Origin of the sequence: Paenibacillus sp. 7516, assembly GCF_002272715.1 — a bacterium.
Classification (GTDB): Bacteria; Bacillota; Bacilli; order Paenibacillales; family Paenibacillaceae; genus Paenibacillus; species Paenibacillus illinoisensis_A.
Map to the genome: position 1 here is coordinate 181,196 of NZ_NPBI01000012.1, position 15,920 is coordinate 197,115.

17 protein-coding genes are annotated in these 15,920 nt (G+C 42.9%); 13 read left to right on the plus strand and 4 right to left on the minus strand.

Going from position 1 to position 15,920, the window contains the following annotated elements; all coding sequences use genetic code 11:
- Nucleotides 1-127 precede the first annotated feature (127 nt).
- A complete protein-coding gene (locus CHI14_RS12025; protein ID WP_095288678.1) occupies nucleotides 128-706 on the minus strand; it encodes a hypothetical protein in 579 nt (192 codons plus the stop codon).
- A gap of 411 nt (nucleotides 707-1,117) precedes the next feature.
- Between CHI14_RS12025 and CHI14_RS12030 the strand changes: the two genes are divergently transcribed.
- Nucleotides 1,118-4,576: a glycoside hydrolase family 2 TIM barrel-domain containing protein gene (locus CHI14_RS12030; RefSeq protein WP_095288679.1), complete on the plus strand. Its 3,459-nt coding sequence runs from the start codon at nucleotides 1,118-1,120 to the stop codon at nucleotides 4,574-4,576.
- Between the two features lie 149 nt (nucleotides 4,577-4,725).
- On the opposite strand, the gene CHI14_RS12035 is transcribed toward CHI14_RS12030, so the two are convergent.
- Entirely contained in the window at nucleotides 4,726-5,175 is a 450-nt protein-coding gene (locus CHI14_RS12035; protein WP_095288680.1) for a hypothetical protein, read from the minus strand.
- A gap of 38 nt (nucleotides 5,176-5,213) precedes the next feature.
- Nucleotides 5,214-6,755 carry a stalk domain-containing protein gene (locus CHI14_RS12040; RefSeq protein ID WP_095288681.1) on the minus strand — a complete coding sequence of 514 codons (1,542 nt, stop codon included), beginning with the start codon at nucleotides 6,753-6,755 and terminating at the stop codon, nucleotides 5,214-5,216.
- Nucleotides 6,756-6,930: 175 nt separating this feature from the next.
- Between CHI14_RS12040 and CHI14_RS12045 the strand changes: the two genes are divergently transcribed.
- The 10 genes from CHI14_RS12045 to CHI14_RS30305 all read left to right on the plus strand — a co-directional run bounded on the left by CHI14_RS12045 (nucleotide 6,931) and on the right by CHI14_RS30305 (nucleotide 13,424).
- Complete coding sequence (locus tag CHI14_RS12045) at nucleotides 6,931-7,401, plus strand: DinB family protein (RefSeq protein ID WP_095288682.1); 471 nt, start codon at nucleotides 6,931-6,933, stop codon at nucleotides 7,399-7,401.
- 374 nt (nucleotides 7,402-7,775) lie between these two features.
- Complete coding sequence (locus CHI14_RS12055; protein ID WP_095288684.1) at nucleotides 7,776-8,255, plus strand: hypothetical protein; 480 nt, start codon at nucleotides 7,776-7,778, stop codon at nucleotides 8,253-8,255.
- 153 nt (nucleotides 8,256-8,408) lie between these two features.
- Nucleotides 8,409-8,612, plus strand: coding sequence for a hypothetical protein (locus CHI14_RS12060; protein ID WP_170948109.1), 204 nt, complete (start codon nucleotides 8,409-8,411; stop codon nucleotides 8,610-8,612).
- A 66-nt stretch (nucleotides 8,613-8,678) separates the two neighbouring features.
- Nucleotides 8,679-9,224 carry a hypothetical protein gene (locus CHI14_RS12065; protein WP_095288686.1) on the plus strand — a complete coding sequence of 182 codons (546 nt, stop codon included), beginning with the start codon at nucleotides 8,679-8,681 and terminating at the stop codon, nucleotides 9,222-9,224.
- Nucleotides 9,225-9,549: 325 nt separating this feature from the next.
- A complete protein-coding gene (locus tag CHI14_RS12070; RefSeq protein WP_095288687.1) occupies nucleotides 9,550-10,773 on the plus strand; it encodes a WXG100 family type VII secretion target in 1,224 nt (407 codons plus the stop codon).
- A 2-nt stretch (nucleotides 10,774-10,775) separates the two neighbouring features.
- Nucleotides 10,776-11,594 (plus strand): hypothetical protein, encoded by an 819-nt coding sequence (locus CHI14_RS12075; RefSeq protein ID WP_095288688.1) that lies wholly within the window; start codon nucleotides 10,776-10,778, stop codon nucleotides 11,592-11,594.
- Between the two features lie 247 nt (nucleotides 11,595-11,841).
- On the plus strand, nucleotides 11,842-12,135 hold the full coding sequence (locus tag CHI14_RS12080; RefSeq protein ID WP_095288689.1) for a hypothetical protein: 294 nt from the start codon (nucleotides 11,842-11,844) through the stop codon (nucleotides 12,133-12,135).
- Complete coding sequence (locus CHI14_RS12085; RefSeq protein WP_095288690.1) at nucleotides 12,135-12,620, plus strand: hypothetical protein; 486 nt, start codon at nucleotides 12,135-12,137, stop codon at nucleotides 12,618-12,620. The genes CHI14_RS12080 and CHI14_RS12085 overlap by 1 nt, the downstream gene beginning before the upstream one ends.
- 191 nt (nucleotides 12,621-12,811) lie before the next feature.
- Nucleotides 12,812-13,138, plus strand: a complete 327-nt coding sequence (locus CHI14_RS12090; protein WP_095288691.1) for a nucleoside triphosphate pyrophosphohydrolase — start codon at nucleotides 12,812-12,814, stop codon at nucleotides 13,136-13,138.
- A gap of 139 nt (nucleotides 13,139-13,277) precedes the next feature.
- Nucleotides 13,278-13,424, plus strand: coding sequence for a phospholipase D-like domain-containing protein (locus CHI14_RS30305; RefSeq protein ID WP_212676992.1), 147 nt, complete (start codon nucleotides 13,278-13,280; stop codon nucleotides 13,422-13,424).
- 343 nt (nucleotides 13,425-13,767) lie between these two features.
- Here the strand turns inward: CHI14_RS30305 and CHI14_RS12100 are convergent, their stop codons facing one another.
- The gene (locus CHI14_RS12100) at nucleotides 13,768-14,115 is read right to left on the minus strand and encodes a hypothetical protein (protein ID WP_095288692.1); all 348 of its coding nucleotides are present in this window, start codon (nucleotides 14,113-14,115) and stop codon (nucleotides 13,768-13,770) included.
- Nucleotides 14,116-14,187: 72 nt separating this feature from the next.
- Here CHI14_RS12100 and CHI14_RS12105 point away from each other — a divergent pair, with 72 nt between their 5' ends.
- Together CHI14_RS12105 and CHI14_RS12110 are read left to right on the plus strand one after the other, a co-directional pair.
- The gene (locus tag CHI14_RS12105) at nucleotides 14,188-15,552 is read left to right on the plus strand and encodes a Tle-like phospholipase domain-containing protein (RefSeq protein ID WP_095288693.1); all 1,365 of its coding nucleotides are present in this window, start codon (nucleotides 14,188-14,190) and stop codon (nucleotides 15,550-15,552) included.
- Nucleotides 15,553-15,567: 15 nt separating this feature from the next.
- Entirely contained in the window at nucleotides 15,568-15,840 is a 273-nt protein-coding gene (locus tag CHI14_RS12110) for a hypothetical protein (RefSeq protein ID WP_095288694.1), read from the plus strand.
- Nucleotides 15,841-15,920: the final 80 nt, after the last annotated feature.

Consider the following 15,920-nt stretch of genomic DNA (forward strand, 5'->3'; position numbering starts at 1 on the left):
ACGGCTATTATACGAATTATCCCGGCAAAAGAAAACACTTTTTTTTCCTGAACTCTCATTTTATTTAAATGGGAAGGCAGGTGGATGTCATGCCTCCGCTCGGGCTGTTCGTCTAAAGTTTGCTTTATTAAAAATCGTAGCCCAGTTCTTGGGCGTAGGCTTGGATTTCTTTTTTGTATTGCTCCAGAATTTTAATGCCTGTGTCAATTTTGGCATTGCCTTGTTTCAGGAGGGCGCTGTTTACTTTGGTTTTGGATACGGATTTCTTGAACAGCAGATAGCCTTCAAGCTGTGCATAGCTTCCTCTGATCAGTTTATTATGGATTTTTTTCAGCTCCGCGTTCTCTGGCTTGATCTGCTTCAGCATGGACACATACTTGGTGTAATTGGGAACCGCAGTATTGTTCAATTTCAGGAAGATGGATTTGCGGTTGGCGGATGTAACATACGTGCTGCCAATGGAATCCAGGGCTTTCTTTTCATAAACAGTTGTCAGATCAAGTGCATCCAGGTAGTTCAGGAAATCTTCCTCATCAGCGCTAGGAATCGGCTCTTGTTCCGAAGTATCCACTTCCGTGTAGTTATCTTCCGAATATGTAGTGGTGGTGTCTTCCGCTGCAGCCGCATAGGAGCCAGCAGGAGCGAATACCCCGCCCAGCAATACAAAACTCATAATAATGGATAATACCCAAGACCTCTTTTTCACGTTACATGTCCCCTATCTTTAGATGTGATTTTATTCCAAGGGATAATCTAACATAGACCCACAAGAAATTACAGGAATAGTTTTACAAATATTTGGAGATCGACGTTGTTTCCTAAATTTGAATCGTTAGACTGATACTTAATATAGGTATAAAGGAATATCCATTTGTTCAAATATGAACGCTCGGCTGAACATAAGTAGAGGTCATCAGGCCCCCATAGAATTAGTAAAGTGGATTGTTCATATAATCTCACCAAAATATGCATGAAATTAACGTACATAGAAACTGTCAGATGATATAATCGGTTGGAGTATTCATGTCCTGCCGAACCGTTTTTCGAAAAGGTTATCGGCGAAAGTCGTCATTTTATGTAACCGCAATCATAAATCACACAGAAAGTGAGAATAGCGATGAATCAGAAAAAGCTTTTTAATGATGGATGGCAATTTGCGAAAACCAAACTGGATGTTACAGAACCTGCGGGACTGGCATTCGAGCCTGTGGAGCTTCCTCATGACTGGCTGATCTATAATACACTCGACCTGTACGAAGACAGCATTGGGTGGTACCGCAAGACTTTCCCGTACACGAAGGATGATCAGCAGCTTCTGCTTTGTTTTGATGGCGTTTACATGAACTCTTCCGTATATGTGAACGGCCAGCTGGTCGGGGAGTGGAAATATGGCTATTCCGCGTTTGAACATGAGATCACGGATGCTTTGGTGGAAGGCGATAATGAAATTATCGTAAAAGTGGTGCATCAGAGCCCGAACAGCAGATGGTATTCCGGGGCCGGAATTTACCGCAATGTATGGCTCAAAACGAGAGATCGCAATCATATCGTAACCGATGGCATCTACGTATCCATCAAGCAGCAGCCAGAGGGCTGGCAGGTTGAACTGGACACGGAGCTGAATATCGATCAGAACGCACAGCTTGTGCATACGATCCGATATTCGGGTCAGATTATTGCGACTAATACAGCGGCGGTTACGGCGGCTGCAAGCGGAGATACGGCAGTAACGGATCGTCAGCAGATCGTAGTGGAGAACCCGAAGCTGTGGAGCACGGATGAACCGAATCTGTATGAACTGGTTACGGAACTGCAAGTGGTGGATGCGGACCAGCATGCACAGACGCTTGAGTCGGTATCGCAGCGAATTGGCTTCAGGGACATCCAGCTCGATCCGAACGAAGGCTTCCATCTGAACGGGGTCAAGATGAAAATGAACGGCGTGTGTGAACACCATGACCTGGGCGCACTGGGGGCGGCTTTCAACCTGACGGCACTTCGCAGAAGGTTCAATCTGCTGCGGGAGATGGGCGTCAATGCGATCCGGACCGCGCACAATATGCCTGCCAAGGAGTTCATGGAGCTCGCAGATGAGATGGGCATGCTGATCGTCTCGGAAGCCTTCGACATGTGGGAAAGATCTAAGACGCCTTATGACTACGCGAGATTTTTCCCGGAATGGGCACATACGGACGTGAAGAGCTGGGTGAAGCGGGACCGCAACCATCCAAGTCTGGTCATGTGGAGTATCGGGAATGAAATCTATGATACCCATGCGGATGAGCGGGGTCAGGAAGTAACGCGAATGCTGATGGAGTATGTACTGGAATTCGATCCAAAAGGCAATGCAGGTATAACCATCGGTTCCAACTACATGCCTTGGGAAAATGCGCAAAAATGCGCGGATATCGTGAAGCTGGCAGGCTACAACTATGCGGAGAAATATTACGACAAGCACCATGAGGAGCACCCGGACTGGATCATCTATGGTAGTGAAACATCGTCTGTGGTTCAGAGCCGTGGAATTTATCACTTCCCGTTCGAGCAATCCATCCTGGCAGATGATGACGAGCAGTGCTCCGCACTGGGCAACAGTACGACAAGCTGGGGTGCGAAGTCTGCAGAATACTGCATTTTGGCCGAACGGGATCGGCCGTATTCACTGGGGCAATTCCTTTGGACCGGGTTTGATTATATCGGAGAACCGACCCCATATCATACGAAGAATTCATATTTTGGACAGCTGGACACGGCGACGTTCCCGAAGGACTCCTACTATATTTATCAAGCAGCCTGGACCGATTACAAAACAAGCCCGATGGTGCACCTGTTCCCTTACTGGGATTTCAGCCCTGGTCAGCTGATTGATGTACGCGTGTGCAGTAATGCGCCGAAGATCGAATTGCAGCTGAACGGCAAGACAATCGGGACATATGATATTGATCATGCGAACGGAACCCAGCTGGTCGGCTGGTGGAAAGTGCCTTACGAAGAGGGCGAGCTGAAAGCGATCGCTTATGATGAGAACGGGGAGATTATCGCAACGGATGTACAGCGATCCTATACGGACGCACAAAAGGTTCGTCTGCAAGCGGATAAAGAGCAGCTGCAAGCGAATGGAAATGATCTTATTTTCGTGGAGATTCAAGTGGAAGATGAAGCGGGCAATCCCGTGCAAAATGCAAACAACCGTGTACAAGTTAAGGTGACAGGTGCAGGACGCCTGCTTGGTTTGGATAACGGGGACAGCACGGACTATGATCCGTACAAAGGTCTGAGCAGAAGATTGTTCAGCGGCAAGCTGATGGCAATCATCGGGGCAACACATGAACCGGGCAGCATCCGGATCGAAGTGACCTCCGAAGGACTCCACGGTGCAGCAGCCGAGTTCGAATCGAAGGCAGTGGATGGCGAAGTCATGAGTACGTCCGCATCCGTTGCAACTCAGGGACAAACCGTGTTAACCAAGAACGAAGAACGTCCGGTCCTCACCGGGCTCGCGCAGGAGATTCCTTTGCGGAAAATTGAGATTATCAGTGAAGCCGGGCAAGCCTTCGATCCGTCGATCCAGGAGATGGTGGTTACCGCCAAGCTGTATCCAGAGAACACATCGTACCGTGACATTGATTGGGCTGTGGTTAACGATGCCGGTATTGAGTCCAACATTGCAAAGGTCGAAGCGAACGGTCTGGAAGTACGCGTGTCAGCGCTGGGCGATGGCGAATTCCGCCTTCGTGCAACGAGCAGCAATGGTACGGACAAAACCAAGCTGATCTCGCAGCTTGAATTCAAAGCAACGGGTCTGGGCACAGCCTACAAAGATCCGTACGGCTTCATTACTGGTGGATTGTACGATTACAGCAAAGGCGATGTCGGTAACGGCAACGAACGCGGTGTAGCGACAAGTCGTGATGGGGAGACGCATGTCGGCTTCCGCAATATCGACTTCGGACCTTACGGCTCCGATACCATTACGATTCCGATCTTTGCACTGTCGAGCGAGGATTATTTCCTGCAGATCTGGGAGGGTATGCCGGATGAAGAGGGCAGCACGCTGCTGGCTGACGTGGTCTACCAGAAGGAATCCAGATGGAATGTGTATCAGGAAGAGACGTACCAGCTGTCCAAGCGGCTGAGCGGCATTACGTCGATCTGTTTTGTATTGAAGCAGAAGATTCATATCAAGGGCTTCTCGTTCGAGCGTCAGAGTCGTGCATTTGAGCAAAACACAGCCGCTTCATGCGACCATCTTTACGGCGACACGTTCTCGATTCAGGATGAGTATGTAGAGGGGATCGGTAACAACGTATCACTGGAGTTTGAAAACATGGACTTTACGGCAGAAGGCACGTCGAAGCTCGTCATCTATGGCCGTTCGCCGATTGACAAAAACACGATTCATATCCGCCTCGCAGGCGAAGATGGACAGAGCAATCAGCTGGTCGAGTTTACGCACTCGGAAGGGTATGAGGAACGGGTATTTGAGCTTGAACAAGTATCAGGCGTGCAGAAGGTGACCTTTATCTTCCTGCCGGGTAGTCAGTTTGACTTCGGATGGTTCCGGTTTGAGAAGTAAGTGGTTTTAAGAGATACACGGCCTTATAGTAAAGTAAATTAATTTTTAAAAAATAAAATCCCCTTCAAGCTGTGTGATTTAAGTTCAAATGAACCTAAACCGCATGCGTGAAGGGGATTTTGGTATGTAACCTATTTGAGCGCGAATGTCTAACGGTATTGTTCCGCACGTATAGAGAGATCCATGTCATGCCCTATTCTGCTGTAGATGTATACTTTGACATCAGTGTCCTGTAAGGCAAGGAGATTCACGGTCTTTTCACTGTTTTTGCTGATCGTGGTCTCCATAGGTTCACTGTAGTCGTCGACATACAGGTTCATATACATGGGATGATTACTATGATTTTCAATGATAATGTCGGCAAGTGTTCCATTGTCAGCAACCATCGTGAAGCTGCCGGTGTATGCTGCACGGCCTTGATGATGAGTTTGACCAATGAGCAGAGCGTTCGGATCCGGCTTTACTGATTCTTCTGCAGAATTGACTGCCTTAGATGACGACGGTTGAGTGGGGGATTTCCATTCCGCATCCAATGTACTAACGGGCATGAGCAGGACAGAGAAAACGATACCTGCACCCATGATCTTTTTTAACCACATTATAGTAATCCTCCTGTACATAATGAATGTTCTCGTTGCTACGTATCACTTTGGATCGTCAGCTTGCTTGTCTCTTCATCCCAGTTCACAGTAAGTCCCAAGGCCTCGAATACTTCAAAGGGAACAGTGGTCGCACCTGAGTAATTACCAATTGGTTCTGGTAATGAAATGGATTGAGCTGTAGAGGAAGAGGTGGATTTCACCATGGCCTCCGTCTCGTTAGGGCGGATTGTGACGGTACGATCTTCATATTGCAAGGAATAAGCTTTGGCTATTCCGTTTACCTGGTTCCTCTCAAATGTTGCCCCAATTGCTTCGGATACGGCTCTGACGGGAAGTTGGACGGTATATTGGGTTTGGACTGCCGAATACGTGGACTGGAGCAGCTCATCGTTGATATACACATCGATGCCCAGCTTGGCCTGAACGGGTTGGTAAACCATGCCCCCAGACGATGTTGCAGATGCTCCAGCCTCCTGATACTTGTCGCTTCCCCAACCCCAGACGGTTCCATTGGAGGATAAGGCAAGACTGTGGTGATAACCTGCCGAAATATCGGTAATACCCGACAGATGCTTAACTCTGCCTTCTTTGCCTGTAACTGTCCTTCCGTAGCTGTACACCTCACCAGATGTGGTTAACAGCAGGATATATTGCGAATTACCGTCCATCTGCTTCACCTTGAGGTCGTCATGCAGAAGAACTGGTTTACCCTTTTCCCCCAGGCCCCACACTTTCCCGTTCTGGTCCAGTACAAGCAGGGACGTATCTGTGCTTGTGATCGATGATATGTTGGACAGACCCTTTAACTTGGCTGGTTTGGAAGGGGTTTTATCTGCTTGGTTTGGTTCATTCCATGTCCACAGGGAGCCATCCTTCTTCAAGGCATAGCCTTGTTGGCCGGATGATCCTACCTGAATGATGTCTTTCAATCCGCTTATTGCGTGTGGACGATGTACCTCAGAATGGTTTTCTTCAGTTCCTGGCCGTAGCCATGAAATAACTGTACCGTTCCGGAGAAGGGCGATATTGAAAGAACCAGTCACCACATCCTTCGCCGAAGAGATGCCTTCGACTTGGTAGGGGAGTGTACCAGCGCCCCATTCCCACACGGTTCCATCCGCCTGAACCGCTGCGTTAATTCCACTTCCTGCGGCTGAAATAGCTATGACATTCGAAATTCCCGGAATGCGAACGGGACTGGACGTATGGCGGTAGCGGATGTCTTCACTGACACCAAGCTCTCCGAACATATTGCGACCCCAAGCCCAGACGGAACCGTCACTTCGCAGTGCGATCGTATAATAATGAGCCGCTTCCACAGCGGTATATGTAAGTCTGTTTTCTGTGGTTGCTGCGGTGGAATGGACCGTAGATGTACCGCTGGGAGGCAGCGGAGTTGTTGCTGCGTATGATATGGAGCCATGGCCCAGCCCCGTTAATAGGGTTGTGGTCAACCAAGTAGAAGCGACCGCCAGGCGCCATCTACGAGCTGGTTTACCTTTTACAGGGGGATCGGGTGACATGAAGGAAGTTTGTTCCGGGTTAGTTCTATGATCAGATGGCTCCGGCCAGCTCATGAAATCGCCTCTTTTTCGAGTGGGTTAGTGGACTAAGGTTTTTCTATATTTCTAAACGTTCTCAGAAGTGATGAAGTTACAGAGAAATGATAAAATTCCTATATATTGAAAATGTTTAGATCTAGCTATGTGAATCGATGGACCATTCAGGTAAGGGAGAACAGGAGGATGAACCATGAAGTTTAGTGAAGATGTACTATGGAATCAACTGCAGGATGTGAGGCAATTTACGCTGGACGTGTGCGACTCTGTGGATGAAGGACAGGTTCATGATGTACCGAAGGGATTCAATAACTCCATTCTGTGGAATGTGGGACACATCATTCTGGACCAGGATATGTGGTTTCATTATCTTATTGCTGATGACTCGGAAGTGCCTGCGGACTACGCGAAGTTTTTCGGTTATGGGACAAGCCCGGCAACGTGGGATGCCGCACCCCCATCCTGGACCGAATTGATGGAGCGTCTAAGGGCACAACCAGACCAATTGAAAAACAAATTCACAGGTCGTCTGGAAGAGCCACTGCTTCGAGAGAGCGAGTTAGGCATGAGTACAATCGGCGAAGTGATACCGCGTACGCTCTATCATGAGTGGTACCATCTGGGATACATTCAATCTATTCGTAGATGTCTGAGTGTATCTTAGCGGGTTGAGGTCTACATATATTAAAATTGTAGATGGGAAAAGCCTTGGAATAGACAATAAGAAAGAGTTAACTCATGGTGATCATGAATTAACTCTTTTTCAGTTCCAGTGTATATGGAGAGCGAGTGCTGTTCCGGAGGTGCTGATTCGTCAGACACTTCAACTGCAAAGTACAGTATGAAGGGGAGAATGAGCACAATAAGGCCAATGAGTATAGCAATGGTGATATTTCTTTTGTTCAAGTGGACAGGCTCCTTTCTGGTAAAGATATTTTTAACTTTTTGGAATTATAATATAAGATTAACCAATTTATAAGTTTGGAGGGTTTTAATTGATAAGAAGGTATGGGAAATTTCAAGAAGGTTGGTTGAAAAATGAATAAAGAATTCCTTTATACCAAGCCATATGTTTCTGGGATTATAGATGATACTGTAGTGGAGTTGGAGTCTTGGTTTCTAGATGATTCAAGAGATAGGATGGAACAGGAATTAAGAAGCATTTCTCTAAGTGATCTAATTATTAAGTTGATTAATATATTTAAAGGCGGCGAACCGAATTATCAAGTACTCTTAAGCCTATTAGGTAGGAAAATGGATAAGGAAGTTCAAGAAAATAAAAATGTCTATAGTTTAAGAGAGATTTTGCGTTCTGACGAAGACATAAAAAGGATTGAGATAGAGGTTGATAATGAGAGCCTAAATATTAAACAAGTGAGGATTTATGTTGATATAATCTCCTTTGTTACATTTGAAAAGGAGGAAATAATAACAAACGTCGATCTTCGCACTGAAAAAACAAGCGATACTCTCTCCCTGTTTATTCAAGGTAAGTCAATCACTCTAATTGGATTGTAATTATAGTTGGAATTTGAAAAATTCTAACACTGTGCGTGAATTAACACAATTGAAAGATAAGATTCATCATATGAAGTACGTGTAAATATTTATGATGTAACGCTTTATTAGATACGCATCGTTAGGAAGGGAGGGAAGACTTTGGATAGTAAGATGAAAGATGTAGAGATATTAAATCGAGTAATTAAAGGAGGGGTAGTGCGTTGTCCTCTTTGTGGAGAAATATTAGCTTATCAAACAGTAGAGCAGGGACTACCTCCGGCAGTGATTTGCCCCAATGGTGACTATCGTCTGAAAATAAATATTACCAGTGGAAATCTGCTAGATAGACTAGGTTTAAATAGCAAGGAAAAATAGTATCGGTGAGCGATTGCAGGGTTGTGCTCAGAAAGAAGATATCTACAAGAGAAATGGAGAAGGAACGTGTCATTTATATTAATTGAAAGAGAAGATAAGCCTGTTCGATTGCGTGGAAACCGAGTGATCCCGTCAACAATAACGGTTCATAACAAGGATGGTCTCATTTTAGGAGACTATGTGGGCTTCAGAAGTAGAATTCAAGTTAATCTGATTAACTATGGAGGGGTGATTCAGGCTGCACCTGAAGCTAAATATGCGTACAAACTTGGAAATTTGATCCCTGCTACATTGAGTGAGGAAGTAGTTCATTGCCATGCCTCCGAGTTGTTTGTGAGGGAGGAGGAGTTGCCTACAGTGCGAGAGTATTCTTTTTCTGTCATACATAAGGAAGATATGAACCAAACGTACGACGAGATAACAACATCGATGTGGATACCAGGGAATATTTACGTGGGACAAGAACAGGAGTTGTTATCTTGGATAAAAATATCAACTCAAGAGATGGTGGTCATTGGTATGATAATATCAGGTGAAGACCGTGATGGGGCTGTCGCCTTTGTTCCCACAATGGATTCGTCCAAGATCATTTCAATTCGAGGAATTTTATAAATTAACATCTCACTAAAATTTAATAAATGATTGTCTGAAGCATACCGGCCAGCGTAAAGACAGATAGAACTCAATATAAAGATTTGATTGCTATGTATAAGAGACATTCTTAAAAATTGTTGTTGTGGTGATGCTTCAAGCAACAAGATTAGATAGCAGTACTGAAGCATGTGTGCATTAATGCGAAAATTACATTTTATAGAATGTTGTTGCTCAACTACTGTATAACCTTAGAGAAAATGAATCCCTCGTTTGATTCCAATCCTCCTTCTGACTTGTTAAAATTTAGGTATATATACTACGGTCAGGTTGGCGGTGAAGATGAATGCAACGAATTGAGGTTCACCCTGATGTATTAGATGAAAAGGCCAGGTTCGTCCAGCAAAAGAAACAGGAACTGGAGCGGATGGTCTGGGAACTTGAAGAGTCGATCTATCTCTTACAATCTGATTGGTCAGGTGTAACAGGAGAACGATTCTTTTGGGACTTCATGCAAGTAAAAGAAGTTTTCCCTACGACATTGGGAATCTTGGATAAAATCCAGAATGAGTTTACCTTTGTAGCCAAAAATTTCAGGACAACAGATGGCTCAGGTGAGGTTGCCCTTTATATTCCTGAGGAGCTTAAACCAACTTTTGCTAAGGGGCTTGCGGATGGTTCAGTTGGAGAAACGGTAACAGGATTTGGGCAGACGCTGGAAGCTTTTATCTATAGTCCGTTAAGTACGGCGGGAAGTCTGGCTTATGCCTTCACTCTAGGTAGGGCGGTTGATGCAGGGCGAGGCATTAAGTTCGCTTGGGATGCATATTGGGGAACGGGAACGGCAAGATCTGATGTGGAGCAATTTGTAGAAGAGCAGAAAAAACAGATCGACCAGGATGGACTTGGTTATTACAGCGGCTCTATGGCGGGCCAAGTGCTGGCCTATGCTTTATTTGGCAGAGCACTTCATTCTGTTGAGAATAAGCATAGTGATGTGGGTGGAGCAGGAGGAGGTAAGCCTGAAGCTGGGAAGGCTTTTGTATATAACAAGAATCTAAATCTCAATGAGAATCAACAAAAGAAAATCACAGAATATATTGGGATCAATTCGGATGAGATTGTCAGTTCGGGTCTAGCTAATGAGGATACATTAAGAAAGATTCTTAAGAATCTGAAAGAAGGTTCGAAGCCCGGTAAAGAAGGTTTTAAGCTTGAGGCCGAGACGGCTAAGCTTTTACTTGAAAATAAAATAAAAATATCAGAAGCAGGCATGACTTATAATGCTAAAGAATTAGGTGGGAGAATAGGGGAGATTGACCTAAGTACACCAAAATATATCATTGAGTGCTTTAACGCTACTGGTGGTAAATCAAAATCAATAAGTGATTTTTACAAGTACTTTGAAGGTGATGTTAAACAGCCTTATATTAATCCTGATCGTAAGGAAGTCATTCTTTATGCTCCCAATGGTATAGATACTGTAAAGGCAAATAATATAAGTTCGATAGGTGTTAAAATCATAACATCTCCAGAGGAATTAATATCTACTCTAAAAGGAGACAAATAATAATGTCACAGACCAATTTAGTAATTTACATGGAAGAAGAACTAAGTAATGAAAAAATAAACAATATACTATCTAAATTTGATGCAAAAGACCAAGTTTCTTCTTGGGCAATGGAACGATTTAATAGCTGGATTTGGGTTAATTTTTATATACTTGAGAATCATGATGAGATAAGGGATATTTGGTTTGATATTTCTAAGGATGCGCAAAATTTAAAAAATAGTAGGGTTAAAACAGCTTTATTTATACAACCAAGCAGGGATAGAAATGCTGTTTTTTTCGCATTGTCATTTTGCAAAGAGATGTATTCTATCCTTGATAAAAGCAAGGATGTTTATTTATATCATGGTGATAGTGGGCTATTTGTTAATGATGAAATAGAGAATCTGAAATTTAAAAACACTCAGCAGTTTTATGACTCTAGGTTAATTGGTGATGAAATAATTGAAAGTATGATTCAATGTCTGCACGATGAGTTTGCAGGTGGAATAGAATGTATTGAAGAAGATGGTGGATGGGACGGAGAAGAATTACAGTATTTAGATTTATTCAAGACTCTTCTTGAGATGAGAGAGAGTTTGAAGCAGCAACCAACGACTAGATCAGCACTGTTTAGAGAAAAGCTACAAGCTGTTGATGAGCTGATTTTGAAATTGATGGAAATCGATGATAACAATTTATTGATTAATGCTGGGAATGATAAAAGAGACATGCCGATAAACAGCTGGTGGTGGCATCTGGATAAAGTTATTACAGGGTCTCTTAAAGTATCTATTAAAGAGGGGGCTGTTATTTACCAAGGCCAGAATATGGACGTGTAGAACCAAACGAAATGAGAAGTTTGAATGTTGATAATTTCATTAATGATTTAAATAAAACCTACTGTAGCCCTTGTTAAGAGATAATTCTTATCAAGGGCATTTCTTCATTTGAGGAGAAATTAATATCAAATATGAGAATGCGTGGTTAACACACAAGGAAAACTATTTCTGGGCGATGGAAAAATAGCTGAGACACAGGGAAAGTTGGTGAATTAGTAGATCTCCATTCGGAGTAACTGGGTTTGGAGTGGAAGTTAAAAATATAGATAATAAATTAAGAGTTACGGATTTGGATGTTACGAACTCGCAAGTTATTGAAGTGAATAAGTCAGCGGGAGCAGTGAAAACAGACCAAATCGATAGACTAGTAGATACAAATAATAAAGAATTTTTTAATTATAATAAGAAGGAAGTTGTTTTATATATTGATGCACCGCTAGAAAATACGGGTCGAATTGCATCTGAGAAAATTGATTATATCAGGAGCAAAGGCGTCAAAGTGGTTAACTCGTTGGATGAATTAAGGGAGGTACTGAAGTAATGGCATCTGCTTTTGTGTTGGTAGAAGAGAACAGTAATATTCCCATAGACCGATTGGTTCGAGACATACAACAAACTTGTTTGGAAGCAAATTTAAATCTAGTTTTTGGGATTCAAGATATAGATTCAGAACAGAACATGAAACATTGTGCCTTAGGCATTTCACTCCCAGACCAACAAGTGTTAGATCATGGTGAGATACATAATAAGATCAGAGTCGATGTATATGATGAACCAACTCCACATCAGTACAGAGAATTAGAATGGAGAGGTACTGGGCAGATATATTTTAACACGCTCATTATCGATGAAGTTAACCAACATGAAGAGGTCGTACTAACCTTTCTGTATCATTTTCTGATGAGGTACCCACAGATGGTGGTATGGATGGAGGAAGAGTGGGTCTATACATTATCTGACCTGGAGAAAGCTCTGAAAACTTCAAATCAATCTGATTGGTGTTATGTGAATCCGAATACTTTATAAGTAATACAAAATCTCTGAATAAGCCTATTGCAACTTCTATTCGAGTAGTTTGGGCTTTCTCTATTTTTTCTAACTGATCCACTACCTTGCATAATCAGACCATCTCTTCCCATGGCAAATGATATAATGGCAAAAGGGGTATTCTGGAAATACGTTGAAAGGCTCCCACAGTAGAAAGGATGCTTTACGATATGCCTACATATAACAAATTGGTACGGGACAAGATTCCGCATATCATCAGGTCAAGCGGTAAGGAATGCCGGACACGAATTCTGAACCCGGATGAGTATAAGCAAGAATTAAGAACGAAGCTGCAAGAAGAGTTGTATGAGTATTTAAGTGCAGTAAGTGATCAGGAAGCATTGGAAGAACTGGCTGACATGCTGGAAGTGATTCGGGGGCTGGCAGAGGGGCATGGTGCGGATCCAGTACAACTCGATAATTTGTGTGCAGCTAAGTCTGAGGCCCGCGGAGGATTTGGGGAGCGGGTATATCTAATCGATGTCGACGAAGCTTAATGTGACTTCATTACAGACAATCTGGCAGATGAACTCATTACCCGGATGCAGTATGCATCCGGGATTTCTATTATGAAGTCCTTTATTATGCAATCCGGGGTGAAGTTGCTGGCAACGCATTTAAAGTGAGCCGCAGAATGTGGAGCTGAGGTGCTATCTATTCTATCATGATAACGGGAAAGGACTGCTGATCGTCGGCTCGTCGAACCCTTCATTTACGGCGCTGAAAACCGGTTATGAATGGAATCTCGCAATGAATGCAGAGGCAGAACCATATACGTTTTAGATCGCTTTGGACAAGTTCATGCAGAGCTTCTATCATGAGACCACATTACCGGTAAACGCGGATTCAATTGCGCAGCATGAAGAGGAGTACTTGTAATATCACCAGAAGAATCCAGAGATGATCCAGCATATTACAAAGAAGCGGAGTTTGAGACGGGGCCGCCAGAGGAAACAGAGGAAGAAGCCCACAAGTTGTCGCTTGTACCGATACAGCTGCGTTTTACGCAGCTTGATGCACTTAAAGCATTGGAAGGTACATTAATATAAGAAAGCTGCTTTTGAAATCAGATGGACTGAATTTTAAAAGCAGCTTTTTTATCATAAATATGTACGAATTAGAAAATTCACTGCGAGTTAATAACCTCTGCCTCACTTTTTCGTTTCTTTATGAAATCTTCAGGTCCACTTTCTGACTTAATTTCGAGAGATGGGAAGTAGTAATATAGTGAAACTTTAGTATAAGGATCCTGTTTAAGGTGACCTTTTAAGACCATAGTTGAGGACATCGGTACATTGATATAAAATTCAGTGAATTCAACTTCAGCGTCGTAATATTTTCTAAAGTAGTCTTGACCGATAGGGATTGCTTTTTGATAATACTCCTTTTCTTCTTTATCAGACAGTCCCCCACAAGCAGTTAGAAGAGTGACTAAAACAATAAAAATCAAGCCGTTACGGATATAAGTAAGCAATTGGATTCACACCCTTTATTGGAAAAAAATAAATACTAAGGTATACTATACTTCAAAAAGAAGGATACATAAATGAAAAATTACATTACAGATAAAACTTATCATTTCATCTCCGAAATGGTCTACACTCCAGGTTTAGAAGCAGGGGAACAACCTAGGGAGATCCCAGGTTGGAAGATAGTTAAACCTCAAACCACATTACACGATAAAAAAACAGGGTTTGACGCTGAAGTATTCCATAATGAGAATACTAACCAGATTATTATTGGCTATAGAGGTACTGAGCCGGGAGATCGTCCTTTTAAGGATAAATTCCCCGATCTAGAAACGGATGCACTGGATGTCGTTTTGGGAAGAGCCAAGCAACTTGAGAATACCTACAATCAATCTCAAAGTGGAGTAGAACGACTCCCCAGCAAGTACGACCAGAATGTAATTAATGAGGGTTACAAGGATACACAATTTTACCAAGCAGAGGAATTATTTAGAACAGTACAGAAAGATTATCCCACTGCTGACATAACAACGACTGGACATTCACTGGGCGGTGGATTAGCTGAGTATGTAGCAGTGAGAAATGATCTATCCGCTGTAACCTATGACCCTGCTAATATATTGCCGGTATTATCTGATGACATTATTAAGCGGATTGATAATGGAGAATTCAAGGATAAGATTTATTCCATATCACATCCTGGTGATATTGTTAGCTCGGGGATTATGAGTCCTAGGAAAACAGTGGGTACAGGGGTCTTTATTGACAAAACATATAATGAGGCAAATAGAAGAATCTATATACCTATTCCTAAATCTAGTAAGAACAGTGAATATAATTTCATGAAGAGTTTCTTGGGTATGAAAGAGAAGTACTATATACCGATTAGTATTCCATTTTTGCATCAAGATCCTATAAGTAAATTCATGAATTCATTTGGAAATGAAAAAACCCATGATTTGAGTTATTTTCAATTTGATGAGCATGGATTTATTCGTAATAAATTGTTCTCAACATCAGATGGACAACCCGTAACAGGGAATCTGCGCTTTGATGCATACTTAAATTCTATTGTTGCCCAAGATAATATGGAAAAAGTAATTGGGCAGCTTTTACATCAATATGGCTCTAAAATGGGCTCGTATGGACAATATGCAGCAGCAGCAACAGGAGTGACCATACAACTTTCTGTTGAAAATTTGAAGTTAGCTGGAAAGAAGATGGAACAGCATGTGCAGGAATTTCAGGCGAATCTTCCAACAACAATTAATTCCATTCTACGTTTGGTTGAAACGAGTCGGAGCCGGTCATTAGAACCGATCACAGATCGACTGACATATGATTTACATCAGTTTAGCCGCTGGTATGCAGAAGAAGCCCATGTTATAGCTGAATACATTAATAAAAAGGCAGAAGACTTCAGGCTGGCCGACGAGGGATAACAAGGAGGATTAGAGATGTCGGGAAGGATTTTAGTAGAGTTACATGATCTGATGCAAGCCGAAAAAGATTTGACTCATTTAATGAATCTGTTAAAAGCGAACAAGGCCCATGTCCAATCAATCGGGGATAGTGTAGGAGACTGGAGAGGTCAAGCGGCAGAAGAACTGAGAAGCAAAATGGATCATTTTCTGACGGTGTTGACAAGAAGGATTGCCGAATTCGAGCACCAACAAATGGATCTAGCAAGATACACCTATCGTATGGAACAAGCGGACCGTGAAGGGTAAGAATATCCATTTGTTTTTTATCTTTCACTGGCTAAAGTAGGTTTCTCCTCTCATTCCATACTTAGTGTAAGAACTGATTA